At 71.6% G+C, this 24,926-nt stretch carries 15 protein-coding genes; 3 read left to right on the forward strand and 12 right to left on the reverse strand.

Annotated features, from left to right (window positions below; all coding sequences use genetic code 11):
* Positions 1-2: 2 nt before the first annotated feature.
* Both dxr and ACIQJT_RS24165 read right to left on the reverse strand, forming a co-directional pair.
* Positions 3-1,259: a 1-deoxy-D-xylulose-5-phosphate reductoisomerase gene (gene dxr / locus ACIQJT_RS24160; RefSeq protein ID WP_402646633.1), complete on the reverse strand. Its 1,257-nt coding sequence runs from the start codon at positions 1,257-1,259 to the stop codon at positions 3-5.
* A 75-nt stretch (positions 1,260-1,334) separates the two neighbouring features.
* Positions 1,335-3,266, reverse strand: coding sequence for an acyl-CoA dehydrogenase family protein (locus tag ACIQJT_RS24165; protein WP_402646636.1), 1,932 nt, complete (start codon positions 3,264-3,266; stop codon positions 1,335-1,337).
* Positions 3,267-3,763: 497 nt separating this feature from the next.
* On the opposite strand from ACIQJT_RS24165, the gene ACIQJT_RS24170 reads away from it, so the two are divergent.
* Both ACIQJT_RS24170 and ACIQJT_RS24175 read left to right on the forward strand, forming a co-directional pair.
* Positions 3,764-4,777 carry a LacI family DNA-binding transcriptional regulator gene (locus tag ACIQJT_RS24170; protein WP_125191088.1) on the forward strand — a complete coding sequence of 338 codons (1,014 nt, stop codon included), beginning with the start codon at positions 3,764-3,766 and terminating at the stop codon, positions 4,775-4,777.
* Positions 4,778-4,909: 132 nt separating this feature from the next.
* Complete coding sequence (locus ACIQJT_RS24175) at positions 4,910-6,958, forward strand: TIM-barrel domain-containing protein (RefSeq protein ID WP_402646640.1); 2,049 nt, start codon at positions 4,910-4,912, stop codon at positions 6,956-6,958.
* Between the two features lie 76 nt (positions 6,959-7,034).
* Here ACIQJT_RS24175 and ACIQJT_RS24180 read toward each other — a convergent pair whose 3' ends face one another.
* From ACIQJT_RS24180 to ACIQJT_RS24215, 8 genes are all read right to left on the reverse strand, one after another.
* On the reverse strand, positions 7,035-7,436 hold the full coding sequence (locus ACIQJT_RS24180; protein ID WP_402646643.1) for a chorismate mutase: 402 nt from the start codon (positions 7,434-7,436) through the stop codon (positions 7,035-7,037).
* Positions 7,437-7,464: 28 nt separating this feature from the next.
* On the reverse strand, positions 7,465-8,178 hold the full coding sequence (locus tag ACIQJT_RS24185) for a hypothetical protein (protein WP_402646646.1): 714 nt from the start codon (positions 8,176-8,178) through the stop codon (positions 7,465-7,467).
* 38 nt (positions 8,179-8,216) lie between these two features.
* A complete protein-coding gene (locus ACIQJT_RS24190) occupies positions 8,217-10,439 on the reverse strand; it encodes a glycosyl hydrolase family 95 catalytic domain-containing protein (protein ID WP_402646648.1) in 2,223 nt (740 codons plus the stop codon).
* Positions 10,436-12,418: a beta-galactosidase gene (locus ACIQJT_RS24195; protein WP_402646651.1), complete on the reverse strand. Its 1,983-nt coding sequence runs from the start codon at positions 12,416-12,418 to the stop codon at positions 10,436-10,438. The genes ACIQJT_RS24190 and ACIQJT_RS24195 overlap by 4 nt, the downstream gene beginning before the upstream one ends.
* On the reverse strand, positions 12,415-14,607 hold the full coding sequence (locus ACIQJT_RS24200; RefSeq protein WP_402646654.1) for a 1,4-beta-glucanase: 2,193 nt from the start codon (positions 14,605-14,607) through the stop codon (positions 12,415-12,417). The genes ACIQJT_RS24195 and ACIQJT_RS24200 overlap by 4 nt, the downstream gene beginning before the upstream one ends.
* 126 nt (positions 14,608-14,733) lie before the next feature.
* On the reverse strand, positions 14,734-15,660 hold the full coding sequence (locus ACIQJT_RS24205) for a carbohydrate ABC transporter permease (RefSeq protein ID WP_365463282.1): 927 nt from the start codon (positions 15,658-15,660) through the stop codon (positions 14,734-14,736).
* A complete protein-coding gene (locus ACIQJT_RS24210) occupies positions 15,657-16,706 on the reverse strand; it encodes an ABC transporter permease (RefSeq protein WP_402646656.1) in 1,050 nt (349 codons plus the stop codon). The genes ACIQJT_RS24205 and ACIQJT_RS24210 overlap by 4 nt, the downstream gene beginning before the upstream one ends.
* Entirely contained in the window at positions 16,706-18,397 is a 1,692-nt protein-coding gene (locus tag ACIQJT_RS24215) for an extracellular solute-binding protein (RefSeq protein WP_402646658.1), read from the reverse strand. Before ACIQJT_RS24215 ends, ACIQJT_RS24210 begins: the two co-directional genes overlap by 1 nt.
* Positions 18,398-18,724: 327 nt before the next feature.
* On the opposite strand from ACIQJT_RS24215, the gene ACIQJT_RS24220 reads away from it, so the two are divergent.
* Positions 18,725-21,580 carry a glycoside hydrolase family 3 C-terminal domain-containing protein gene (locus ACIQJT_RS24220; protein WP_402646661.1) on the forward strand — a complete coding sequence of 952 codons (2,856 nt, stop codon included), beginning with the start codon at positions 18,725-18,727 and terminating at the stop codon, positions 21,578-21,580.
* A gap of 98 nt (positions 21,581-21,678) precedes the next feature.
* Here the strand turns inward: ACIQJT_RS24220 and ACIQJT_RS24225 are convergent, their stop codons facing one another.
* Together ACIQJT_RS24225 and ACIQJT_RS24230 are read right to left on the reverse strand one after the other, a co-directional pair.
* Positions 21,679-23,124, reverse strand: coding sequence for an aldehyde dehydrogenase family protein (locus ACIQJT_RS24225; RefSeq protein ID WP_402646664.1), 1,446 nt, complete (start codon positions 23,122-23,124; stop codon positions 21,679-21,681).
* A gap of 94 nt (positions 23,125-23,218) precedes the next feature.
* Positions 23,219-24,871, reverse strand: a complete 1,653-nt coding sequence (locus ACIQJT_RS24230; protein ID WP_402646667.1) for a PucR family transcriptional regulator — start codon at positions 24,869-24,871, stop codon at positions 23,219-23,221.
* Between the last annotated feature and the right edge of the window lie 55 nt (positions 24,872-24,926).

Here is a 24,926-nt window from a genome sequence, read left to right on the forward strand (position 1 = left end):
CGTCATGCACGGGCCTCCGCCGTCTGTGCCGTCAGTTCCCGGGCCCGGGTCCGCGCCCAGGTCTCCGCTTCGAGGACGTCCGCGACGGTGAGCGAGGTTCCCCCGCGCGGGGTGCCGTGCTCGTCCACCACCCGGGTCACGGTCTCCATGATCCCGTTGAACGGCAGTGCGCCGGCCCGGAAGGCCTCCACGCACTCCTCGTTGGCCGCATTGAACACCGCCGGGGCCGTGCCCGCGAGCTCACCCACGTGTCGCGCGAGGTTCACCGACGGGAACGCGTCGTTGTCGAGCGGGAAGAACTCCCACGTCGACGCCTTGCTCCAGTCGAAGGCGGGGGCGGCGTCGGGGACCCGCTCGGGCCAGCCGAGGCCGATGGCGATCGGCCCGCGCATGTCGGGGGGCGTCGCCTGGGCGATCGTGGATCCGTCCGTGAACTCAACCATCGAGTGGACATACGACTGGGGATGCACGACCACCTCAATGCGGTCGAAGGGAATGTCGTAGAGGAGGTGTGCCTCGATCACCTCCAGGCCCTTGTTGACGAGGGTCGCGGAGTTGATCGTGATGACCGGGCCCATGGCCCAGGTGGGGTGGGCCAGGGCGTCCTCGACGGTGACGTCGGCGAGCTCTTCCTTCGTACGGCCGCGGAAGGGGCCGCCGGACGCCGTCACGACCAGCTTGCGCACGTCGGCGCGGGTCCCGGAGGCCAGGGCCTGGAAGAGGGCCGCGTGCTCGGAGTCGACGGGGATGATCTGCCCGGGCTTGGCGAGGGCCTTCACCAGCGGGCCGCCCACGATGAGCGACTCCTTGTTGGCGAGCGCGAGGGTGCGGCCCGCCTCCAGGGCGGCGAGGGTCGGGGCGAGTCCGATGGAGCCGGTGATGCCGTTGAGCACGGTGTGCGCGTCGGAGGCGGCGAGCTGGGTGGCCGCGTCCGGTCCGGCGAGGATCTCGGGGAGCGGTTCGCCGGTGCCGTATCGCGCCTTCAGGGCTTCCCTCAGCTCCGGTACGACGTCCTCGCGGGCCACGGCGACGGTCCGCGCCCTCAGCCGGTGCGCCTGCTCGGCGAGGAGCGCGACCCGGCCGCCGTTGGCGGAGAGCGCGGTCACCCGGAACCGGTGGGGGTTGCGCAGCACGAGATCGATGGCCTGGGTGCCGATCGAGCCGGTGGAACCGAGGATCACCACGTCCTTGGGGCCGTCGCCCGCGACGGGGTCGTAGACCAGGTGCGGGTCGGCGAGAGGGGCTGGACTGTCGGTCATCCCTCCATTGTGGCCGTAAGGACGGCGTAGGAGGACAGCGCGTCCCCCTCTCGGGGGGCGCGCTGTCGCGCTCGGTCAGCGGACGGGGCGGTGGACGTTCTCCTTCTCGGAGGGGCCGGGGGTGGCGTCCGCGATCCAGACGCCCTCGCCGGAGGGGTCGACGATGCCGTCCTCCAGCCAGGCGTAGGTGCCGGACAGGACGCCCTTGACGACCTTGCGGTCCTGGTCGTCGGTATTGTTCCAGAGGCGGCCGAAGAGTTCCTCGACGCGCAGCCGGGACTGGTGGCAGAAGGCGTCGGCGAGCTGGTAGGCCTCGCGGCCGTGGGGTTCGGTGGTGTACAGGAGTTCGGCGCGTACGCAGGCCGCGCTCATCGCGAAGAGCTCGGCGCCGATGTCGACGATCCGGCCGAGGAAGCCCTGCTTGGTCTCCATGCGGCCCTGCCAGCGGGACATGGCGTAGAAGGTGGAGCGGGCGAGTTTGCGGGCCGTGCGCTCGACGTAGCGCAGGTGGGTCGAGAGGTCTACCTCGCGCTTGAACTCGGCGTAGGAGTTGGGCAGGTGGCCCGGTCCCGCGACGAGCTTGGGGAGCCACTTGGCGTAGAAGACGCCTGCGTTCGCGCCCGCCTTCGCCTTGTCGCCGAGGGACTTGTCCGGGTCGATGAGGTCGCCGGCGACGGACAGGTGGGCGTCGACGGCCTCGCGGGCGATCAGCAGGTGCATGATCTCCGTCGAGCCCTCGAAGATGCGGTTGATGCGCAGGTCGCGCAGGACCTGTTCGGCGGGGACGGCCTTCTCGCCGCGGGCCCGCAGGGACTCGGCGGTCTCGAAGCCGCGGCCGCCGCGGATCTGGACGAGTTCGTCGGCGACGAGCCAGGCCATCTCGGAGGCGTAGAGCTTGGCGAGGGCGCCCTCGATGCGGATGTCGTTGCGGTTCTCGTCGGCCATCTGGGAGGACAGGTCGAGGACGGCCTCCAGGGCGAAGGTGGTCGCCGCGATGAAGGAGATCTTGGAGCCGACGGCCTCGTGGTGGGCGATCGGCTTGCCCCACTGTTCGCGGGCCGCGGACCATTCGCGAGCGATCTTCAGGCACCACTTGCCGGCGGCCACGCAGGAGGCGGGCAGCGAGAGGCGGCCGGTGTTGAGGGTGGTCAGGGCGATCTTCAGGCCCGCGCCCTCGGGGCCGATGCGGTGGGCAGCCGGGACCCTGACCTGGTGGAAGCGGGTGACGCCGTTCTCGATGCCGCGCAGGCCCATGAAGGCGTTGCGGTTCTCGACGGTGACGCCGGGTGAGTCGGTCTCGACGACGAAGGCGGTGATGCCGCCCTTGTGGCCCTCGGACTTCGGGACGCGGGCCATGACGACGAGGAGGTCGGCGACCACGCCGTTGGTCGTCCACAGCTTCACTCCGTCGAGGACGTAGTCGTCCCCGTCGGGCACCGCGCTGGTGGCGAGGCGTGCCGGGTCGGAGCCGACGTCCGGTTCGGTCAGGAGGAAGGCGCTGATGTCGGTGCGGGCGCACCGGGGCAGGAACTTCTCCTTCTGCTCCTGGGTGCCGAACAGCTTGAGCGGCTGGGGGACGCCGATCGACTGGTGGGCGGAGAGCAGCACACCGATCGCGGGGCTCGCGGAACCCACGAGGGCCAGTGCCTTGTTGTAGTACACCTGGGTGAGGCCGAGGCCGCCGTACTTGGTGTCGATCTTCATGCCGAACGCGCCGAGCTCCTTGAGGCCGGCCACGACGTCGTCGGGGATGCGGGCCTCGCGTTCGATGAGGGCGCCGTCGACCTTGGTCTCGCAGAAGTCGCGGAGCGCGGCCAGGAACTCCTCGCCGCGCCGGGCGTCCTCCTCGGGGGGCATCGGGTGGGGGTGGATGAGGTCGAGCCGGAACCGGCCGAGGAACAGTTCCTTGGCGAAGCTGGGCTTGCGCCAGTCCTGCTCGCGGGCGGCCTCCGCCACCTCGCGGGCCTCGCGCTCGGTGACGACGGGCTTGGTGGACGGTGCGGACATCAGGCTCACCTCGTCGTGAATCGGGATCTTGGGGGCCGTATGGTTACCGACGGGTGCTACCCGATCGTATGTACCTGATCCGGGGCGAGGTCACCACCCCTCGCGCGGCCGTTCGGCCGATGTCGAGGCAATGCGCCCCGGTGTCCGGTCGGCCGCCCGGGGCGGCTGCCTTGGCCGCTCCGGCGGTCCGGCCGCGCCGGGGTGTCGGGCGGCTGCGGGTGCGTTGTGGCTGGTCGCGCGGTTCCCCGCACCCCTGGGGGTTGCAGCCGCCGATGCTCCGAAGGGCCGCCACCGAGCCGAACCGGCCGCCGCAGGCGAACAGGGGCCCGGAATGGATGTACGGTGCCCATCCCGGGGAGCCTGGCCCGGAGCCTCTGTCGAAGCGCTTCGACAACCTATGGACACCCACTCCCGGGGGAGCTACTGTCGAACCACCCCCACCCGCACCTGTTCGCACTGCGCACTGTCGAAGCGCTTCACAAAGCTTGGAGAGCTGGATGGTCACCCTCGCCGAGGTCGCCCAGCACGCCGGAGTCTCGGCGAGCACGGTGAGCTATGTCCTCAGTGGCAAGCGGTCCATCTCGACGAGCACCCGGCAGCGGGTCGAGGAGAGCATCCGCGAGCTCGGTTACCACCCGAACGCCGGGGCCCGCGCACTCGCCAGCAGCAGGTCGAACATCATCGCGCTGATGATCCCGCTCCGCACCGACATGTACGTGCCGGTGATGATGGAGATCGCCATCGCGGTGGCCACCACCGCCCGGACCCACGGGTACGACGTCCTGCTGCTCACCGGCGAGGAGGGCCCCGACGCCGTACGTCGCGTGACCGGCAGCGGGCTCGCCGACGCGATGATCCTGATGGACGTCGAACTCGACGACGAGCGGCTGCCGTTGCTGCGCGGCACCGACCAGCCGTCCGTGCTCATCGGCCTCCCCGCCGACACCTCGGGACTGACCTGCGTCGACCTCGACTTCCGGGCCACCGGCGCGCTGTGCGTCGAGCACCTCGCGAAGCTCGGGCACCGCGACATCGCTGTCATCGGCGAGGCCCCCGCGGTCTACGAACGGCACACCGGTTTCGCCGAGCGCACTCTCGACGGACTCCGTTCACGCGCCCAGGAGCTGGGTGTACGGCTGCTGCACCGGCCGTGCGACGGCGGGTACGACGCGATGGCCGTGACCCTCGCCCGCATCCTCGACGAGCGCCCGTCCACCACGGGCTTCGTCGTACAGAACGAACAGGCCGTCGAGCCGCTGCTCGCGCTGCTGCGCCAGCAGGGCCGGGCCATCCCCGAGGACGTCTCGGTGGTCGCGATCTGCCCCGAGCAGGTCGCCGTCCAGGCCTCGGTGCGGCTGACCTCGGTCGCCATCCCCGCCCAGGAGATGGGCCGGCACGCCCTGGAGCGTCTCGTCGCCAAGCTGGAGGGCCGCGGTGAGGACGAAGTCGTCCTGATCGAGCCTGAGTTGACGGTCCGGGCGAGCACGGGGCCGGCACCCTCGGTCTCCTGACGCCTCCCCTGCCGGACACCACACACCCGGGACATCACCCACCCCGGACACCACACACCCCGCGTTCCGTTCCTGTGCGGCACGCCCCTGTCTGCGTTCCTTCCTGTCTGCATTCCTCCAGGAGCACTCCTCGTGAATCAGCCTGCCGAAACACAGCCCAAGGTCAGCCTCGCGCAGTCGTCCCCCACCGTCGGCACGTTCCGGGAGCGGGACGGCGCGCTGGAGTGGAGCGGGCGCCAGGAGACCGTACGCGTCGAGCCGTGGGGCCCGGACGCGGTGCGGGTGCGGGCCCGGCTCGGCGGGCCGGTCCTGGAGGGACTGCCGGGCGCCCTGCTCGACGAGCCGCCGGCCACAGAGAGCACGGTCGAGATCGGCGACGGGGAGGCCCGGCTGACGGTGGGCGCGCTGACCGTCCACGTCGACGCCGAGGGACAGCTCCGCTTCCTGCGCACCGAGGACTCGGTCGAACTCCTCGCGGAGGCCCGCGCCCACTTCTGGTGGCCCGGCCCGCGCCTGTACACGGCGGTCGGCAACGGCCACCACCGTCTGGAGCAGCGCTTCGCCGCCTACGACGACGAGAGGCTGTACGGGCTCGGCCAGCACCAGCACGGCAGACTGGACCAGAAGGGCCTGGTCCTGGACCTGGTCCAGCGCAACGCCGAGGTCGCCATCCCGGTCCTCGCCTCCAGCCGCGGTTACACCCTGCTGTGGAACAACCCGGCGATCGGCCGCGTGGAACTCGCCCGCAACGGCACCCGCTGGGTGGCCGACTCGGCCCGTCAGATCGACTACTGGATCACCGCGGGCACCCCGGCCGACGGGCAGCGCCGCTACAGCGCGGTGACCGGCCGCACGCCCATGCTGCCGGAGTGGGCGGCCGGCTTCTGGCAGTGCAAGCTGCGCTACCGCACCCAGGACGAACTCCTCTCCGTGGCACGGGAGTACAAGCGGCGCGGGCTGCCGATCTCCGCGATCGTCTGCGACTTCTTCCACTGGACGCACCTCGGCGAGTGGAAGTTCGACCCGGCCGAGTGGCCCGACCCGGCGGCCATGGTCCGTGAACTGGAGGAGCTGGGCATCAAGCTGGTGGTCAGCGTCTGGCCGTCGGTGTCACCGCTCAGTGAGAACCACTCCCTGATGGAGCAGCGCGGGTACTTCATCGGCACCCAGTACGGTCCGACGGCGCACGCCGACTGGCCGGACAAGGGGGTCGCCTCGACCGTCCAGGTCGCCTTCTACGACGCGACGAACCCGGAGGCCCGGGAGTTCGTGTGGTCGCGCGTGAAGGAGAACTACCTGGAGCCGTACGGCATCACCGCCTTCTGGCTGGACGCCTGCGAGCCCGAGCTCAAGCCGGGCTTCCAGGAGAACCTGCGGTACTGGGCGGGCCCCGGGCTGGAGGTCGGCAACATGTACCCGGCCGAGAACTCCCGCACCTTCCACGAGGGCCTGAGCGCCGCCGGGGAGGAGGTCGTCACCCTCAACCGCTCGGCGTGGGCGGGCAGTCAGCGCTACGGCGCCGCCCTGTGGTCCGGTGACATCGGCACCGACTTCCCGACCCTGCGCGCGCAGATCGCGGCCGGTCTCAACACCGCGATGTCCGGCATCCCCTGGTGGAACACCGACATCGGCGGCTTCCACGGCGGCGACCCGGACGACCCGGCGTACCGGGAGGTGATGGTCCGCTGGTTCCAGTTCGGCGCGCTGTCGCCGCTGATGCGGCTGCACGGCTTCCGCGACCCGGGCATGCCGCTGGGCCCGGACATGACCGGCGGCCCCAACGAGGTGTGGTCGTACGGCGAGGAGGCCGGCGCGATCCTGGAGAAGTACCTGCGGCTGCGGGAGCGGTTGCGGCCGTACGTGCTGCGGGTGATGCGCGAGGCGCACGAGGAGGGGCTGCCGCCGATGCGGCCGCTGTTCCTGGAGTTCCCGCAGGATCCGGCGGCCTGGGGGGTCGACGACGCGTACCTGTTCGGGGCGGATGTGCTGGTCGCGCCGGTGCTCACCGCCGGCGCGACGGCCCGCACCGCGTATCTTCCGGCGGGAGCCTCATGGACTGACGCCTGGACCGGGGTGACCTACGCAGGGGGGACCACGGCGACCGTCGAGGCTCCGCTGGACCGGATTCCGCTGTTCTTGCGGGATGGCGCACGGTTGCCGATCCAGGAAGGGGCCGAGTAGGTCCGTGGTCGGCTGCGGGCTCGTCGTGGCTGGTCGCGCAGTTCCCCGCGCCCCTGAAAGACGTGCTGTTCCTCTGTCAGTCCCGGCAGATCGAGGGCAGGGCGCGGACCAGAGCCCGGGTGTGCAGTCCGTCCAGGTGGTCCTCGTGGCGGACCTGAAGGGCTGCCAGGGCCAGTTCGGGGCGGCACGCGAGGGTGCCGCGGTTCTCGGAGGTGTCGGCGCCGAGCAGTTCGGCCCGGGCCGCCACGTCGTCCAGGACCTGCTGCTCACGGGTGGGGTCGTCGATGGGGCTGTCGGTGCCCCACTTGGCCGCGGCGACGAGGTCGGCGGTGGTGAGGCGTTCGGCGGCGAGGTCGGCCACGGGGTACAGGGCCGTGCGGCCCGCCGTGGGTGTGGGTGCCGCCGCCGCGCTGCCCGGCACGACGAGCAGCGCGGCGGCGGCGGTCAGGGTGACCGCGAAGGGGGTGGAGTTGCGCATGGGGTCCGTGCACCACCACCCCGGTCGGTCAACTGCTGCTGACGGTCAGGTTGTTGGTCGTGAAGTTCAGTCCGCCGGACGAGCTGGTGATCTCGAAGCCGAACTGCACGTCCCCGATGGTCTCGTTGCCGAACCAGCCCTTGGTGTCCTTGATCCACTTCAGGATCGGGAGGATGTTGACGGTGCCGGAGCTGGAGTTGGAGGTGCGGACGAAGGAGAAGACCTGGTTCGCCCCGTTGCTGCCCTTGTAGACGGTCCAGCTGTGGCCGCCGAGCGTCACGTTGCCCTGCGAGGTGCCGAGCGGTCCGACGGCTCCGGTCTTGTTGACCCAGAGCATGATCTCGTAGTCGTAGTCGGTGTCCCAGATGTCGTACGACGTGTTGTACGCGCCGGACGAGGGGACCGTGACGTTGTAGTTGCTGGAGAGCGATCCGAGCGAGGTGATCGACTTGTTGATCACCTTCTTGGAGTTGGGGTAGGACTTGATGCCGCCGGTGTTGGGGTGGTTGGCGTTGACGCCCCAGTTGGTGCCGGAGTTGGCCCAGATGCACTGGCTGCCGGCGCCGGAGCCCCAGATGTTGTTGTAGAGCGTGTAGCCGTTCAGGGTCGTGTTGCCCCACTGGTCGCAGGTGCTCCAGACGGCGGCGGACGCGGGGGCGGAGGCGAGACCGACGAGGGCGCCGACGGCCGTCGCCGGGGCCAGCACCGCCGTGGTGATCTTGCGCAGGGTGCTCTTTGCCATGGTGTCCCTTTCCATGGGTGGGGGGAGATGCGGGGGGTTTACCACGCCTCCAGACGGAGGACGTGGTCTTCTCCGGCGACGAGTTCGAGGGGCTCGGCGCCGGAGGAAGTCCGGAGTTCGACGCGGTGGGTGCGGGTGGGGCGCAGCACCGCCGTCGCTTCTGTGGGGCTCCAGGTGAGGTCGAGTCGGGCCCCGAACCTGGTGCGGACGCCCCGCAGTTCACCTCGGGAGCAGCCGGCGGGAACCGCCGGGAGCAGCACCAGCCGGTCCGGTGTCGACTGCACGAGCATCTCGATGAGGACGGCGGGCAGGGTGTGCGCGGCATCCGCGTTGTAGACGTCCCGGCCGGGGTAGTGCGCGCTCATCAGCGAGTCATGGAAGAAGTCGCCCTTCAGGACCTGGCCGAGGGCGTGCGCGACCCGTTCGCCGTCGCGCAGCCGGGCGGCGACGAGGGCGTGGTGCAGGTGGCCGTGGGCCGAGTCGTTCTCGGAGCCGCGGAGTTCGAGGGCGCGGTGGGCCGCCTCGGCGAGTTCGGGGGTGTCGTAGGGGGTGATCTCGTCGAGCGGCCAGACGCCGTAGAGGTGGCTGAGGTGGCGGTGGTCGTAGGTGTCGTCGAGGCCGGGCCAGGCCCATTCGGCGAGGGCTCCGTCGGCGTTGATCCGGTGCGGTGGGAGCCGGTCGGCGAGGGCCCGCCAGGCCTCGGCCCGCTCGGGGTGGTAGGCGGCGGCCGTGCGCAGGGCGTGCCGGGCGGCCGAGAGGTCCATGGCCGCGTTGACCGCGCCCCAACTGCCGTTCGCGGGGCGGTTCTCGGGCGAGTAGGAGGGCACGACGACGAGCTGGCCGTCGGCGTCCGTGCGGGTGAGGAAGTCCTCGTAGAACAGGGCGGTCTCGGCGAGCGCGCGGGCGGTGCGCGGGTCCTGCTCGCCGCGGGTCTCGTCGTGATCGACGAGCGGCTTGAGCAGCCAGTCGGCGCCCGCGGTCCACAGGTGCAGCGGGTACTCCCGGCTGAAGTGGTACGTCAGCCCGGAGTCGCCGTCGGAGTGCGGCGGGGCCACGACTCCCCGGGCGCCGAAGATCTCGCGGGCGTTGTCCTGCCAGTCGGGTATCTGGCGGTCGACCAGGGCGGCGAGGGCTTCGGTGACCACGGGGAGGGCGGCGCACGCGGCGGAGGCGGTCTGGAGGTTGAGGTTGGCGTCGTTGGTGAACGCCCCCGACCAGGCCGTGTTCCAGTCGCCGGTCCACAGGCCGGTGAGGCGGGGCGGGAGCAGGCCGCTCGCGGAGAACAGGTGGTAGCGGCCGGCGGCGAAGAGGCGTTCCAGGAGCGCCGGGCTGTCGGGCCTCGCCAGCAACTGCGAGCCGGGAAGGGCGCGTTCGGCGGGGTCGGCGCCGAGGTCGAGGGTGACGCGCACGTAGGCGGGACGGTGCAGGGAGACGTGCCGGTCGAGGAGCCGGGCGTAGGCGTCGGCCGCGGACTCCGCCTCGGACTCCACCTCGGACTCGGGGACCAGGTCCCGCAGGGCCTCGACGTGGGGTGCCGTGTCCAGCTCGCCGGTGTGGCGGACGACACGGGTCAGCAGCAGGACGGACCCGGCGCCGGTGACGTGGACGCCGGGCGTGACGAGCGCGGTACGGGCGCCCCCCGTGGGGACGACCAGGGTGATACCGGTGTAGCGGCGGTCACTGCCGGGGTAGCGGACGCGCAGGGTGAGCAGGGCCCCGTCGGCGGCACGGACGATGCCCTGGCCGACCAGCAGGGTGTGGGGGGCGCCCGGGAGCCGGTGGTCGAGCGAGACGACCAGGTCGGCCGCCTCGACATGCTGGACGATGACGTCGTCCGCGCGGGAGACGAAGACCTCGCCGCGGCCCTCCCCGCACTCGGTGTGCAGGACGCCGGTGGTGAAGTCGACGGACCGGCGGTAGCCGTCGGCGGCCCCGCGCGGGCGGCGCAGCCGGATCTGGAAGGCGGGGTGGAAGGGCTGCACCCACTGGAGCGGGCGGCCGTCGGTGAAGCTTTCGGCCGCGTCGAGCTCACCCGCGAGCAACCGGTCCTGGAGCGTCGGGAGTTCGGCGGCCAGGCGGGGCGGGCGGGCGTGTTCGGCGCCGTTGGGACGGACGAGGGTGTGGTGGGTGACGACGAGCCGCTCGTCGTCGAAGTCGCCGAAGAGGAGGGCGCCGTGGTGGCCGTTGCCGCTGAGGAAGCCGTCCTCCCAGCGCGCGGCGGGCCGGGCTTCCCAGGTGCCGTGGACGGGTCCGTCGGTCATGGCCTGAGCACCGCCGCTCCGTAACGTCCCAGGACCACCTCGTCCGTGACGGTCCTCCCGGTCAGCAGGTCGTGGTGGGTGCCCGGCACGGCGACGGTCACCGACTCGCGTCCGTGGTGCAGGAGGAACAGCAGGTCGCCGCGGCGGACCGCTTCGACCCGGTCGGGCAGTGCGTCCAGGACCGGGCGGACGCCGGCGTCGGCGGCGATCCCGGTGAGCAGGCCGCGCAGGGCGTCGGGCTCGGGAAGCGTGGAGAGGTACCAGGCGCGGCCCTTGCGCAGCACGGCGGGCAGTCCGTCGAGCTCACCGCCCTTGTAGGCGGCCTCCGTCGTCCCGTCCGCGCTCTTCTCGATCTCCTCCGACCACAGGGTGCCCCGGAATCCGCCGGAGGGGCCGTCGCACTCGGCGAACTCCCCCGCGTCCAGCGGCCACCACTCGTGCAGGACACGGATGCCGAACAGCTCGCGCAGCCTGGCGTCCATGCCGCCGGGGCGTACCCGGTCGTCCTCGTCGGCGACACCGGTGAGGAAGCCGGAGACGAGGGTGCCGCCCCGGCGGACGTGGGCGAGGAGGTTCTCGATCGCCGTGTCGGTGAGGGCGTAGAGCTGGGGGACGACGACCACCTTGTAGGCGGTGAGGTCGTGTTCGGGGTGGGCGAAGTCGGTGGTGAGGTGGGCCTCCCACAGGGCGCGGTGCCAGGCACGGAGCACGTCCGGGTAGTCGACCTCGTGGGAGAGCCGGCCCTCCTGGGCGCCGGCCCACCAGGCGTTCCAGTCGTGCAGGACGGCGATGTCGTTGCTGGTATGACTACCCGTCACGTGGGCGGACAGCGCGGTCAGTTCGGCTCCGAGCTGCTTGACCTCCCGGTAGGTGCGCCCCTCCTCCCCCGCGTGGCTGACCATTCCCGAGTGGAACTTCTCGGCGCCCTGCCGGGACTGGCGCCACTGGAAGTAGCAGACGGCGTCGGCGCCGCGGGCGACGGCCTGGAGGGACCAGAGCCGGTTCAGGCCGCGGGGCTTGGGGTGGTTCACGCCCCGCCAGTTGACCGGCCCCGCGGCCTGCTCCATCAGCATCCAGGGGCCGCGCGCCTGCGAACGGGTCATGTCCTGCACGAGGGCGCCCTGTTGGGCTCCCAGCGGATCACGCGGGTCGGGGTAGAGGTCGACGGAGACGACGTCCTCCTCCGCGGCCCAGCGCCAGGCGTCCTGCCCGGACCAGAGCGGCATGAAGTTGGTGGTGACCGGGGTGTGCGGGGTGACGCGGCGGACGATGTCCCGCTCCGCCGCGTAACACTCCAGGAGCATGTCGGAGGTGAACCGCTTGAAGTCCAGCACCTGGGTGGGGTTCTTCATGTAATGGGCCTGGCGGGGCGTGTGGATCTCTGCCCAGTCGGCGTAGCCCTGGCTCCAGAAGGCGGTGCCCCAGGCGGAGTTGAGGGCGTCGAGGGTGCCGTAGCGGCCCTGGAGCCAGATCCGGAAGCGGGCGGCGGCCTGGTCGCTCCAGTCGTAGGTGCAGTACTCGTTGTTGATGTGCCACAGGGTGAGGGCCGGGTGGCCGCCGTAGCGGACGGCGAGGTCCTCGGTGATGGCGGCGGCGTACCGGCGGTAGGTGGCGCTGGAGTGCGAGAAGTGCTGGCGCCCGCCCCAGTGCTCGGTGCGGCCGTCCTCGGTGACGGGCAGGGTGTCGGGGTGGAGGTGGCCCATCCACGGCGGCGGTGAGGAGGTCGGGGTGGCGAGGACGACCCCGACGCCGTTGTCGTGCAGGAGGTCCATCAGCCGGTCGAGCCAGCCGAAGTCCCGTTCTCCCGGCCAGGGTTCGAGTCTCGCCCAGGAGAAGACGCCGAGGGTGACGGAGTTGACGCCGGCGGCCCGCATCAGCCGGACGTCCTCGTGCCAGGTCTCCTCGGGCCACTGCTCGGGGTTGTAGTCGCCGCCGAAGAGGATGCGGCCGCGGGTGGCGTCCTTCAGTCCCGGTGTCACGCCGGCTCCCCGTACTGGATGCCCCGTCCGTTGGTGGCGATGTAGACGCGGCCGTACAGCCGCGGGTCGGCGGCGATGGTCGCGCCGATCCAGCCCCACTGGTGCCGGTCGTCGTTGATCCGCACCCAGGTCTTCGCGCCGTCGTCGGAGCGGTACACGCCGGTGATCGTCTCCGTGGCCCCGACCAAGTAGATCGCCGGGTGGTCGGCGCCGGGGGCGGCCTTGCCGAAGGCGAGGGTGTGCGCGGCCCGGCAGCTGGTGAGCCTGGTGAAGGTCGCTCCGCCGTCGGTGGACCGGTACAGGCCGTTCGTCTTGGTGCTCAGCCACAGGTCGCCGGAGCGCCCCGGAGCCGCGGTGAGCTGGAACTGGCTGTCCCCGGAGGGCAGTCCGGCTGCGCGCGCCGTGAAGGTGAGACCGCCGTCCGTGCTCGCGAACAGGGTGCCGGTGTCGGTGTCGTACGCGTAGAAGCGCGCCGGGTCGACCGGGTCGGCGAGCGGGGTGGCGCCCTTGGGGCAGGTGGCCACCTCGGACCAGGTCGCGCCGTTGTCCGTCGAGCGCTGGGCCGGGTACTTGGTGCCGTCCCAGTGCACGAAGGTCCACAGCAGCACACTGCCGTCGCGGTTGGTGGCGATCGGTCCCGGCGCGTCCTTGGCGGGTGCGGGCTGGGCCGGGAAGGGGGCCCAGGTCCTGCCGCCGTCGTTCGAGAAGGCGCCGTTGCCGTGGTCGCCGAAGCCGGTGCGGACGACGTACGACGGCTTGCCCGCGGCCTGCGCGAGTCCGGTGGCCGACCCGAACACCGGGTTGGAGGCCATTCCCCGCGACGGCGATGCGGTCAGCCGCTCGTGGTACATCACCCCGACGTCCCCGAGACCGCTGAGCAGGTGGGCCTGCCCGGTCGGCGGCGAGATCAGCTGTCGTACGGCGGTCTCCTCCAGGCCGCGGATCTGCGGGGCCCAGTGCTTCAGGTCCCGGGTGCCGTAGAGGGTGGCGCCGGTGCCGTGGACGATGTGCCTCGAGTCGTACGGGTCGACGGCGACGGCCTGGATCCACCAGCCGAACTTGGGCGCGTCGGCGCCGAAGGTGAGGAACGGGGTCTCGGACACGTCCAGGACCGCGGTGTCCTTGAGGGAGGTCCAGGTGCGGCCGCCGTCGGTGGTCCGGTAAAGGGTGTCGACGGCCGCCCAGCGGTTGTTGGTGGAGACGACGACCGTGCCGGGGCGGCGGGCGTCCACGGAGACACCCCCGTAGCCGAAGGTGTCGCTGCCGGCGGGCCTCGCCGGCGTGACGTCGGTCCACTTGCCGGAGGCGACGGCCAGCTTGTGCACACTGCCGTCGGACTGGCCGTTGGGCCCGGGCGCGTCGGCGTAGGTGACGTACAGCTCGCGGGCGTGGCAGTCGTACGCGGCCCGGATCGGCACCCTGGCGTTCCTGCCGGAGGGCTGTGCGGGGACGGCTTCCCAGGTGGTGCCGTCGGAGGTGCGGTACAGGTTGGCGGTGCTTCCGTCGGAGTCGCCCCAGCCGGCGTAGAGGACCCGCCCGGCGGCGACGAGGAGGGTGACGCCCTGGCCGCTGGTGGTGGGAGTCCCGGGGAAGCCGGTGACGGCGGCCCACGTGGCGCCCCGGTCGGTGGACCTGAGCAGCCCGTCGTGTCTGGTGCCGAGCCACAGGGTGTCACTGTCCCGGGGATCGACCAGCAGCCGCTCCCCCGTCCCCCTTCCGTCCTCGTTCCCGCCGAGCTTCACAAAGAGGTCGGTCCGCGCCCAGGTGGCACCCCGGTCCTCGGACCGCAGCACGGCCCCGTTGCCGGCCCAGGGCTGCGTGTAGGTGCCGAGCGCGAGGTAGACCCGGTCGGGGTGGGCGGGGTCGACGGCCATCGCCTCGACCCCGAGCAGGTTCCAGTCGTCCCACCCGAGGTCGTCGTTGAGCGGGATCCAGCGCGCACGGCGGTCGTCCCACCGGTAGGCGCCGCCGATGTCGGTACGGGCGTAGGCGAGCCCGCGGACGGAGGGGTGGAAGAGGACGCCGGTGACGAAGCCGGTGCCGCCGATGACGACCTGGCGCCAGCGGTAGGAGGGGCCGGCTGAGCCGGCGGCCGTGGCGACCGCCGGGAAGGCCGGCACCGCGGTGACCGCGGCGGCGGCCGCGGTCGCGGAGAGGACGGCACGACGACTGGGCCCGGATGCGCACATGACACACACCTCGCTGATCGAGAAAGGAGGGAGACATCTACCTGGGGGCGCGGGGAACTGCGCGCCCAGCCACGAACAACCCGCAGCCGCCGTCCGTCAGAACCACCCCTCCGGGATGGCGAACGGTCAGCCCTTCACCGCGCCCGTGAGCATGCCCTTCTTGAAGTGCCGCTGCACGAACGGAGAAGCCACCGCGACCGGGATCAACGCCAGCACCATCACGGCCATCTGCAAGCCCAGCGCCGACAACTGCCCCGTCCGCACCGCCTGCTGCAACCCCGTGGGGGCCTCCGTGTGCTTCTGCACCAGCTGGATGAGCACGTTCTGCAACGGCATCATGTCCTGGTCGCTCAGGTAGATCGACGCGTTGAACCAGGCGCTCCAGTAACCCACCGCGTAGAACAGGGAGATGACGGCCAGCACGGCCCGGGACAGCGGCATGACGATGGTCAGCAGGATCCGCAGGTCACCGGCCCCGTCGATCCGCGCCGACTCGGTGAGTTCGGGCGAGATCCCCATGAAGAAGGCCCGCAGCACCAGGATGTTGAAGACACTGACCGCGCTCGGCAGGATCAGCGACAGATAGGTGTCCGTCAGTCCCAGCGACTGCACCAGCAGGTAGGTCGGAATCAGCCCGGCCCCGAAGAACATGGTCGCCATCATGGTCATGAGGAAGAACCGGTGGCCGAGACTCCCCGGCCGCGACAGCCCGTACGCGGCCAGCACCGACACCGCCATGGAGAACAGCGTGCCGACGAGCGTGACCCCGACCGAGACCATGATCGCCCGGCTCACCTGACCACCGCTGAGCAGCTCCGTGTAGTTCACGAAGGTGATGCCCTGCGGGACGACGACCAGTCCGCCGGCCCGGTCGATCACCGGCTTCGGGGAGAGGCTGGTGACGATCACGATCCACAGCGGGCCGAGCACTCCCAGGCAGCACAGGAGAAGGAGGCCGCCCTTCGCCGTGAGTCCGGCCTTGTGCGGCTCCTCCTCCCACACGGGCCTGGGAGGAGCCTTGAGGCTGCGGACGAGCTGGGTGTTGAGGCTCATTTCTGGTACACCCCCTGCTCGCCCAGCAGGTGCGCGAACTTGTTCGCGGCCAGGACGAGGCACACTCCGATGACTCCCTTCACGAGGCCGACCGCGGCCGCGTAGCTGAAGTCGCCGTTCTGGATGCCCATGTTCCACACGTAGGTGTCGAGGACCTCGCTGGCCCCTACCCCGACCGCGTCCCGCTGGAGCAGGAACTGCTCGAAACCGACGCTCAGCGCGTCACCCACCCGGAGGACCAGCAGCAGCGCGATCACCGGGCGCAGCGCGGGCAGCGTCACGTGCCACATGCGCCGCCAGCGCCCGGCGCCGTCCATGGCGGCGGCCTCGTACAGGTCGGTGCTGACGGCGGCCAGCGCGGCGAGGAAGACGATGATCCCCCAGCCGGCGTCCTTCCAGACGGCCTGCGCGGTGACCAGGTACTTGAACAGGTCCGCGTCGGTCATCAGGTCGAAGCCGCTCCACCCGTGGTCCTCCAGGGTCTGCGCGATGATGCCGGCGCCGCCGAAGATCTGCTGGAACACGGTGACGACCAGGACCCACGAGAAGAAGTGCGGCAGATACATGATCGCCTGCGCCACCGCCCGGACCCGGGGCCTGACGACGCTGTTGATGAGCAGCGCGAGGGCGATGGGGATCGGGAAGAACAGCACCAGTTGGAGCACGAACAGCACGATGGTGTTCTTCGCGGCGCCCCAGAAGAGCGGGTCGTCGACCATCCGCGAGAACTGCTCCACCCCCACCCAGGGGCTGTGGAAGATGGCGGTGACGCCGTTGCTGGAGATGTAGGGGTCGTACTCCTGGAAGGCGACGACGTTGCCGAGCAGCGGGACGTAGTTGAAGAGCAGCAGCAGGACGATGACCGGCAGGGTCATCAGGACGAGCGTGCGGTCCCGGCGCCATCGGATTCCGAGCGGAACCCTGCCGGCCCTGTTCGCCCGGCGCGGCACCCGCCGCTCGGCCACCGCCGCGACCGCGGCCGTCGGTTCCTCCAGGGCCGCGGGGGGACGGGTCCCGTCCGGCCTGCTCCCGGCCGTGAGCGACATCAGTTGCCGCTGCCGTTCTTGTCGATGAGCTCCTTGTACCAGTCGCGCAGCTTGTCGCCGCCGGAGGACTTCCAGGTGGAGATGGCGGCCTGGACGTCCGACAGCTTGCGGTTGCCGCGCACGTAGTCGATCTCGAGCTGCTCGAACTGGCTGGAGAGGTTGGCGTAGCGGGTCGGCTCGACGATGTTCATGCCGAAGGTGGACGTCTTCTTCATGAAGGCGCCCATCCGCTGCTGCCACTCGACCTGCTTGCGGGCGACGTCGGGGAAGTCGGGGTGGGCGTAGTAGGCGGCCGGCGCGGCCAGCATCACCCAGGCGTTGAGCACCTCGGAGTTGCCCAGGTCGTTCTTGACCGGGACGCCGCCCTTGACCGTGTAGTGGGTGCCTTCGACGCCGTAGTCGACGAGCATCCGCTCCTTGGTGCCGTAGGGCGCGGCCGCGAAGTTGGCGGCGGCCAGCGCGTTCTCGATCGTCGTCTTTGAGGCGCCCTTGCGGATCAGCGACCAGATGCTGGCGGGCTGGGAGGCGTACAGCGTCGGGTTGCCGCCGTCCGCGCCGAACAGGTCCATGGCGTCGATCCGGAAGTCCGGGTTGGACTGGGCCTGTTCGGAGACCTTCCCGTACCAGTCGGCGAGGTTGGTGTTCCAGACCAGGATCTGCCCGGCGGTGAAGCGCTGGCCGGCGTCGCCGGAGCGTGCCTTGTCGTCGGGGTGGACCAGGCCCGCGTCGAAGACCTTGCGGACCCACTCCAGGGCTTCGAGGTACTCGGGCTGCTCGATGCGGTAGGTCAGTTTGCCGTCGGACCCGATGTCCCAGCCGCTCGTCCCGGAGCCGCGGACGCCGAAGAAGCTCCACGCCGACCAGGTCAGGTTGCCGTCGCAGGCCCACACCTTGGCCTTGGCGCTGGTGGCGTCCTTGGCCCAGCTCATGAACTCGTCGGCCGACTTGGGTACCGCGTAGCCCTTCTCGTCGAAGACGTCCTTGCGGTACAGGGGCGCGATCCAGTTCGCGGTGGCGGTGGGCATCGGGATGCCGCGCAGGGCGCCGCCGAAGATGCCCATGCGCCAGGCGTCGGAGGGGATCGCGGCCAGGTTCGGGTACTTCTTGATCTTGTCGCCCGCCAGGTAGGGGCCGAGGTCCATGAACTTCGCGGTGACGGCGTTGGCGATCTTGCCGACCAGTTCCCAGCTCGGCACGACCACCATGTCCGGTATGGAGCTGGAGGCGAGGACGGCCCCGAGCTTCTGGCCGTAGGTGTTGCCGTCCTGGTTCTGCCAGGTGATCTTGGTGCCGGCGGCCGCGTCGAGTGCCGTGTAGTAGGCGCAGCCGGCCTTCGGCGGGGAGCCCCAGAACGGCGACATGATCTTGAAGGGGGCGCCGGTGCCGAGCTTCTCCGGGACCGAGGTGCCGAGAGCGGCGAGGTCGACCTTGCCGGTGTAGCCGGCGGCCGAGCCGTTCTTCGACGGCAGGTCCGGGTCCGCGACCGTGCTGGCGACGAACGTCGGGAGCAGCTTGTCCGCGGCCTTGCCCGAGGTGGCCCCCTCGCGCTTGTCGTCGCCCGAACCCCCGCAGGCGGCGAGCAACGGCATCCCTCCCGCAACGGCGGCGGTGGCGACCGCCGTCGAGGCGAGGAAGCTTCTCCGGCTGGGCCCCGAGAGACCGGAGGAGGGGGAAGCGGCGTTCGGCGTCATTGCGTCAACCCTTCGTGGCGCACCAGGACACCCGGCGGAGGAGCCGTCGGCTGCGGTGTCTTGAGTGGAACTGGCTGAGCTGAAGCGATGCCTCGACCCTTGCGACGGAATCCGTAGTCGAAGCGCTTCGATGTTGCTGTGAGGTTAAGTGAACACCCAGGGGTGCACAAGGGTCGTTCCCAAGATTCCTCGGAGGTGCAGGAGGTGACCTTTTCTTATGCACCACTTGAAGTGACGGTGTCGATCCCTTGACACCCGCCCTGGTGTCGAAAGAGCATCGAAGCGCTTCGAAAGCATCGAACCGATCCATCGCAAGGGGATCTCCACGTGACCGCACACCCGCCGCACACCCCGCCGTTTCGCGATCCGCACCTGCCCTTCGCGAAGCGCATCGACGATCTGCTGTCGCGGCTGACCCTCGATGAGAAGACCGGGTTCCTGCACCAGTTCACGCCCCCCGTGGAACGGCTCGGCATCGCCGCGTTCCGCACCGGCCAGGAGGCGCTGCACGGCGTCGCGTGGATGGGCCCGGCGACGGTCTTCCCGCAGGCGGTGGGCCTCGGCGCGACCTGGAACACCGATCTCGTACGGCGGGTCGGCGAGGCGGTGTCCAAGGAGGTCCGGGCGATGCGCGCCCGCGACGACCGGGTCGGCCTCAACATCTGGGCGCCGACGGTCAATCTGCTGCGCCATCCGCTGTGGGGCCGCAACGAGGAGGGCTACTCGGAGGACCCGAAGCTCACCTCGGCCATCGCCACCGCCTACACCCGCGGGCTGCGCGGTGACCACCCCACGTACTGGCGCACGGCCCCGGTGCTCAAGCACTGGCTGGCCCACAACAACGAGACGGACCGGGCCACTTCGTCGAGTTCGGTGCGTCCACGCGTCCTGCACGAGTACGATCTGCGCGCCTTCCGGGAGGCGGTCGAGGCGGGCGCGGTGGCCGGTGTGATGCCGGCGTACAACCTGGTCAACGGCCGCCCCAACCACGTCTCCCCGCATCTGCGCGAGCACCTGCGCACCTGGACCGACGAGGAGCTGCTGGTCTGCTCGGACGCGGGCGCGCCCTCCAACCTGGTCGACCACGAGCACTACTTCGACACCCACGAGGAGGCCACCGCGGCCTCCCTGAGGGCCGGTGTCGACAGCTTCACCGACCACGGCACGGACAGCTCGCGGATGATCGCGCGCATCCAAGGGGCCCTCGAACAGGGCCTGTTGACCGAGGCCGAGATCGACACCGCGGTGCGCCGCCAGCTCTCGGTCCGCTTCCGGCTCGGCGAGTTCGACCCGGAGCACGACCCGCACGCCGACGTCCGGGACTTCGACACCCCGGAGCACCGCGCCCTCGCCCTGGAGGCCGCCGAGCAGGCGATCGTGCTGCTCAGGAACGACGGGGTGCTCCCGCTGGCCCCCGACACCCGGCTCGCCGTGGTCGGACTGCTCGCCGACGAGTGCAAGCTCGACTGGTACAGCGGCACGCTCATCCACCGCTCCACCCCGCTGGAAGGGCTGTACGAACGGTTCGGCGCCGAGCGGGTGCAGTTCGCGGAGGGCGTGGACCGGGTCCGGCTCAGGACCTCCGCCGGGACGTTTCTGCACGTCCCGGCCTCCGAGAACGGTGAGGACGAGGCGCGCGGCGCCGAGGGCGCCCTGGACCCGGCGCTCCTCGCCGGCCGCACGGACCTGCCCCCGCTGACGACCGACGCGACCGGCACCGAGTTCGCGATGATCGACTGGGGCGAGGGCGTCCGCACGCTGCGCGCCCCCGACGGCCGCTACCTCTCCGTCGCCGAGGACGGGTATCTGCGCGCCTCGGCCGACCAGCCCGGGGGCTGGGTCGTCCAGGAGACCTTCCGCCTGGAGCAGCACGGCAGCGGTCACCTCCTCGGGCACATCGGCACGGGCCGCCACGTCACAGTCGCCGCGGACGGGGTGAAGGTTGCCGACGAGAACCCGGAACCCGGGGCGGAGCCGGAGACGTTCGAGCTGGTCATCGTCGAACGCGGCGAGGACGCGGTCGCCCGCGTCACGGCCGGGGCCGACGTCGTCCTGGTCGTCGCGGGCAACGACCCGCACATCAACGGCCGCGAGACCGAGGACCGCGCCTCCCTGCGGCTCCCCGCCCACCAGGAGCGCCTGCTGCGGGCGGCGCGCGCCGCGAACCCCCGCACCGTACTGGCCCTGGTCTCGGCCTACCCGTACGCGGTCGACACGTCCGACCTGGCCGCCGCCCTGTGGACGGCCCACGGCGGCCAGGCGGCCGGCACCGCGCTGGCCCGCGTCCTGGCCGGGGACGCCTCCCCCGCGGGCCGCCTCCCGCAGACCTGGTACGAGAGCGACGCCGACCTGCCCGGTCTCCTCGACTACGACGTCATCGGCAGCCGCCAGACCTACCTGTACTTCGAGGGCACGCCCCTGTTCCCGTTCGGCCACGGACTGTCGTACACGACCTTCTCGTACGGCGACCTGACCTCCCGTGTGACGGAGGAGGTCCTGCACGTCTCGTTCACGATCACGAACACCGGTGACGTGACGGCCGACGAGGTGGCCCAGCTCTACACCCGCGCGATCGACCCGGCGCTCCCCCGCCCGCGCCGCGAGCTGCTGGCCCACCGGCGGGTGACGCTCGCCCCGGGCGCCGAGGCGGAGCTGTCCTTCGAAGTCCCGCTGCGCGCCTTCGCGTTCTGGGACGTGGCACAGGGCCGGTGGCGGCTGGAGCCGGGTCCGTACGAGCTGCTGGCCGGCGCCTCCAGCGAGGACGTCCGGCTGCGGACCACGGTGGTGCTCGACGGGGAGCCCGGCGCCCCGCGGCCCGTCCTCCGACGGGGCCTGGACGCCGCCGGCTTCGACGAGCAGAGCGGTGTCGAGATCGTCGACCGGACGAGGACGGCGGGCGACGCGGTGACCGCCGCCGAGGGCCGTACCGGTGAACTCGTCTACCGGGACTGCGACTTCGCGGACGGCGTCACCGAGGTGACGGTGACGGTGGCCGGCACGGGCTCGGCCGAACTGTCGCTGGACGGCGGCGCGGTGCTGGCCACGTGGGAGGTGACGGAGTCCGGTTCCGGACCGTACGACTACACGGTCCTCGGCGCCGGGATCGCCGCCGAGGGCGTGCGGGACGTGCGTCTCAGGCTGCGCGGCCCGCTGCGGCTCGCGCACGTCGGCTTCTCCGGCTGAGGGTCCGGACCGGCCGACGCACGAGGAAGGGCCCGGCACCGGAAGGCAGCGGTGCCGGGCCCTTTCGAGGGAGCCTATATGAAAATGGTTCCCATGAGCTAGAGGGCGAGGCCGGTCAGCACCAGCACCCGCTCGTACGTGTAGTCGTCCATCGCGAACCGCACGCCCTCGCGGCCGACACCGGACTGCTTGACGCCGCCGTACGGCATCTGGTCGGCGCGGTAGGAGGGCACGTCGCCGATGACGACACCGCCGACCTCCAGCGCCCGGTGGGCACGGAAGGCGGCCTGGAGGTCGTGGGTGAACACGCCCGCCTGGAGGCCGTACTTCGAGTCGTTGACGGCGGCGAACGCCTCGGCCTCGCCGTCCACCTTCTGCACCGTGAGGACGGGTCCGAAGACCTCCTCGCAGGAGATCGTGGTGTCGGCCGGGACGTCGGCGAGGACGGTCGGCGCGTAGGAGGCGCCGTCCCGGTCGCCGCCGGTGAGCAGGGTGGCGCCCGCCTCGACGGCCTCCTTCACCCAGGCCTCGACCCGTACCGCCGCGTCCTCGCTGACCAGCGGGCCCACGTCGGTCTTGTCGTCGGCCGGGTCACCGGTGACCTGGGCCTCGACGGCGGCGACGATCCGCGGGAGCAGCCGGTCGTACACCGACGCGTCGGCGATCACCCGCTGCACGGAGATGCAGGACTGGCCGCCCTGGTAGTTGGAGAAGGTCGCGATGCGGGTCGCGGCCCAGTCGAGGTCGGCGTCGGAGGCGTAGTCGCCGAGCACGACCGCCGCGCCGTTGCCGCCCAGCTCCAGCGTGCAGTGCTTGCGCGGCACCGAGTCCATGATCGCGTAGCCGACCTTCTCGGAGCCGGTGAAGGAGATCACGGGCAGCCGCTCGTCCTGGACGAGGGCGGGCATCCGGTCGTTCGGGACGGGCAGGACGCTCCACGCGCCGGCGGGCAGCTCGGTCTCCGCGAGGAGCTCGCCGATGACCAGCCCGGAGAGCGGGGTCGCCGGGGCCGGCTTCAGGATGATCGGCGCACCGGCCGCGATCGCCGGGGCGACCTTGTGGGCGCAGAGGTTGAGCGGGAAGTTGAAGGGCGCGATCCCGAGCACGACCCCCTTGGGGAAGCGCCGGGTCAGGGCGAGACGGCCCTGGCCGCCGAGGTCGGTGTCGAGGCGCTGGGCCTCACCGCCGTTGAAGCGCCGGGCCTCCTCCGCGGCGAACCGGAACACCGAGACGGCACGGCCGACCTCGCCCCGGGCCCACTTGACCGGCTTGCCGTTCTCGGCGGAGATCAGCTGCGCGATCTCCTCGGTGCGCTCGACGAGCCTGCGGCTGACGTGGTCGAGGGCGGCGGCGCGGACGTGCGCGGGGGTGGCGGCGAACTCGTCCCGTACGGCGTACGCGGCGGCCACGGCCTCCTCGATCTGCGCGTCGTCCGGCACGGCGACCCTGCCGACGAGCCGGCCGTCCCACGGGGAGGTGACGTCGAAGGTGTCCTCGCCGGTGACCTGGCGGCCGGCGAGCCAGAAGGCGTGGGTGGAAGTCATGCCCCCACGGTAGGGCCGGGAGGTCGGGATCGAAGTTGTCCGGGGTGTAGCAGTGACGCCCCCGGACACTCCGGTTCGGCACCCCGGGCCGGGGCTAATCCGCCGACGCCGTCTTCAGCGCCAGCCACAGCTCCATGCGGACGTCCGGATCGTCCAGGGAGCGGCCCAGGATCTCCTCCACCCGGCGCATCCGGTACCGCAGGGTGTGCCGGTGGACGCCCAGGTCGGCGGCGGCCGCGTCCCACTGGCCGTGCCGGGACAGCCAGGCCCGCAGCGAGGCGACCAGGTCGCCCCGGCCGGTCGCGTCGTGTTCGTACAGCGGCCGCAGCAGCCCGTCCGCGAAGGCCCGCACCGCGTCGTCGGCGAGCAGCGGCAGCACCGACCCGGAGGCGAGCTGCTCGTGCTCGACGTACACCCGGCCGCGCCGGCGGGCCACCGAGAGCGCCTGCTCGGCCTGCTTGTAGGCGGCCGCGGCGGCGATCGGTCCGGCGGGGGCCGAGACGCCGACGACCAGTTCGGCCTCGTCCGCGGCGCCCGTCTGCTCCCGCGTCCGCGCGGCCTCCAGTGCCACGGCGTACTCCGCGCAGGCGGTGACGGCGGCCCCGCCGTCCGCGGCCAGCACCACCAGCCGCTGCCCTTCCGGCACCGCGAGCACGCTCTCCCCGGCGCGGGCCGCCGCCGACTCCACCATCTCGGTGAGCGTCCCGAGCGGATCGCCGTTCGTGTGGGCGGCCGCGGCGAGCGCGGCGGCGGACGGGACCCGGGCGGGGCCGTCGGCGGCGATCCGCACGGACGACGCGGCGACCGTCTCCGCCACGACCAGCCGGAAGGGCGCGTCCAGGAGCCCGCCGTACAGGTCGCCCGCGACCGTGCGCGCGTGCTCCGGCTCCCCCGCGAGCAGCATCCGCAGTACGGCCGTGCCGATCCGCTGCTCGGCGGCGTGCAGGGAGCGGGAGCGCTCGGTGGTGAGCGTCAGCAGCGCGATCGCCGAGTGCACCGCGTACCGCTCCGCCGTACCGGGCGCGGCAGCCGTCCCCACCGCCAGCGCGGCCCGCGGGCGCCTGCCGGTGCCCAGGGAGTGCAGCTCCACGCGGTCGTCGTTGTCGGCGGTGCCCCCGACCACCGAGGAGGCGGGCGCGGGCCGTTCCCGCAGCCGCTCCACGTCGGCGGTCAGACGCGCCGCACGGCGGCCGGCCCACTCGGGTGCCGCGGCGACGACGGCGCCCGAGGCGTCGTAGAGCGCCGCCCAGCCGTCGACCTGGGACGCGAGCGCGGCGAGCAGCCCCTCGGGGCCGTCGGTCAGGGCCTGCCTGGTCAGTTCGCGCTGGGCGGCGAAGCCCGCGGTGACGGACCGGTACTGGTCGGCCGCGATCGCCGCGGACACGGCCTTGCTGATGGCGAGGAAGGGGGTGCGGCGGGGCACTTCGAGCAGCGGGAGCCCCTCCTCGCGGGCGGCGTCGACCAGGGCGGCGGGGATCTCGTCGTAGTTGACGCCGACGGCGAACCCGAGTCCCACCACCCCGGCCCCGGCCAGCCGCTTCACGTACCGCCGCATGGCCTCCGGGTCCTCCGCGTCCAGCTTGAGCGCGGTGATCAGCAGCAGCTCGCCGCCCTCCATGTAGGGGACGGGATCGGCGAGCTCGCTGACGTGCGCCCAGCGGACGGGCACGTCCAGCCGGTCCTCGGCCGCCCGCACGGTCAGCTTGAGCGCGGAGTGGTGGACGAGCGAGGCGAGGGTGGGGGGCATGGGGCCTTCAGGGCTTCGGGGAGCAGTGATCGTCGGTCGCTGCGATCTTTTGGCC

Origin of the sequence: Streptomyces sp. NPDC091972, assembly GCF_044756385.1 — a bacterium.
In the GTDB taxonomy this organism is placed as follows: domain Bacteria; phylum Actinomycetota; class Actinomycetes; order Streptomycetales; family Streptomycetaceae; genus Streptomyces.

What these genes read in the sequence shown, in the direction of transcription:
- dxr (WP_402646633.1), bottom strand. Translation starts at nt 1,259, where the DNA reads ATGACCGACAGTCCAGCCCCTCTCGCCGACCCGCACCTGGTCTACGAC.
- ACIQJT_RS24165 (WP_402646636.1), bottom strand. Translation starts at nt 3,266, where the DNA reads ATGTCCGCACCGTCCACCAAGCCCGTCGTCACCGAGCGCGAGGCCCGC.
- ACIQJT_RS24170 (WP_125191088.1), top strand. Translation starts at nt 3,764, where the DNA reads ATGGTCACCCTCGCCGAGGTCGCCCAGCACGCCGGAGTCTCGGCGAGC.
- ACIQJT_RS24180 (WP_402646643.1), bottom strand. Translation starts at nt 7,436, where the DNA reads ATGCGCAACTCCACCCCCTTCGCGGTCACCCTGACCGCCGCCGCCGCG.
- ACIQJT_RS24185 (WP_402646646.1), bottom strand. Translation starts at nt 8,178, where the DNA reads ATGGCAAAGAGCACCCTGCGCAAGATCACCACGGCGGTGCTGGCCCCG.
- ACIQJT_RS24190 (WP_402646648.1), bottom strand. Translation starts at nt 10,439, where the DNA reads ATGACCGACGGACCCGTCCACGGCACCTGGGAAGCCCGGCCCGCCGCG.
- ACIQJT_RS24200 (WP_402646654.1), bottom strand. Translation starts at nt 14,607, where the DNA reads ATGTGCGCATCCGGGCCCAGTCGTCGTGCCGTCCTCTCCGCGACCGCG.
- ACIQJT_RS24205 (WP_365463282.1), bottom strand. Translation starts at nt 15,660, where the DNA reads ATGAGCCTCAACACCCAGCTCGTCCGCAGCCTCAAGGCTCCTCCCAGG.
- ACIQJT_RS24210 (WP_402646656.1), bottom strand. Translation starts at nt 16,706, where the DNA reads ATGTCGCTCACGGCCGGGAGCAGGCCGGACGGGACCCGTCCCCCCGCG.
- ACIQJT_RS24215 (WP_402646658.1), bottom strand. Translation starts at nt 18,397, where the DNA reads ATGACGCCGAACGCCGCTTCCCCCTCCTCCGGTCTCTCGGGGCCCAGC.
- ACIQJT_RS24225 (WP_402646664.1), bottom strand. Translation starts at nt 23,124, where the DNA reads ATGACTTCCACCCACGCCTTCTGGCTCGCCGGCCGCCAGGTCACCGGC.
- ACIQJT_RS24230 (WP_402646667.1), bottom strand. Translation starts at nt 24,871, where the DNA reads ATGCCCCCCACCCTCGCCTCGCTCGTCCACCACTCCGCGCTCAAGCTG.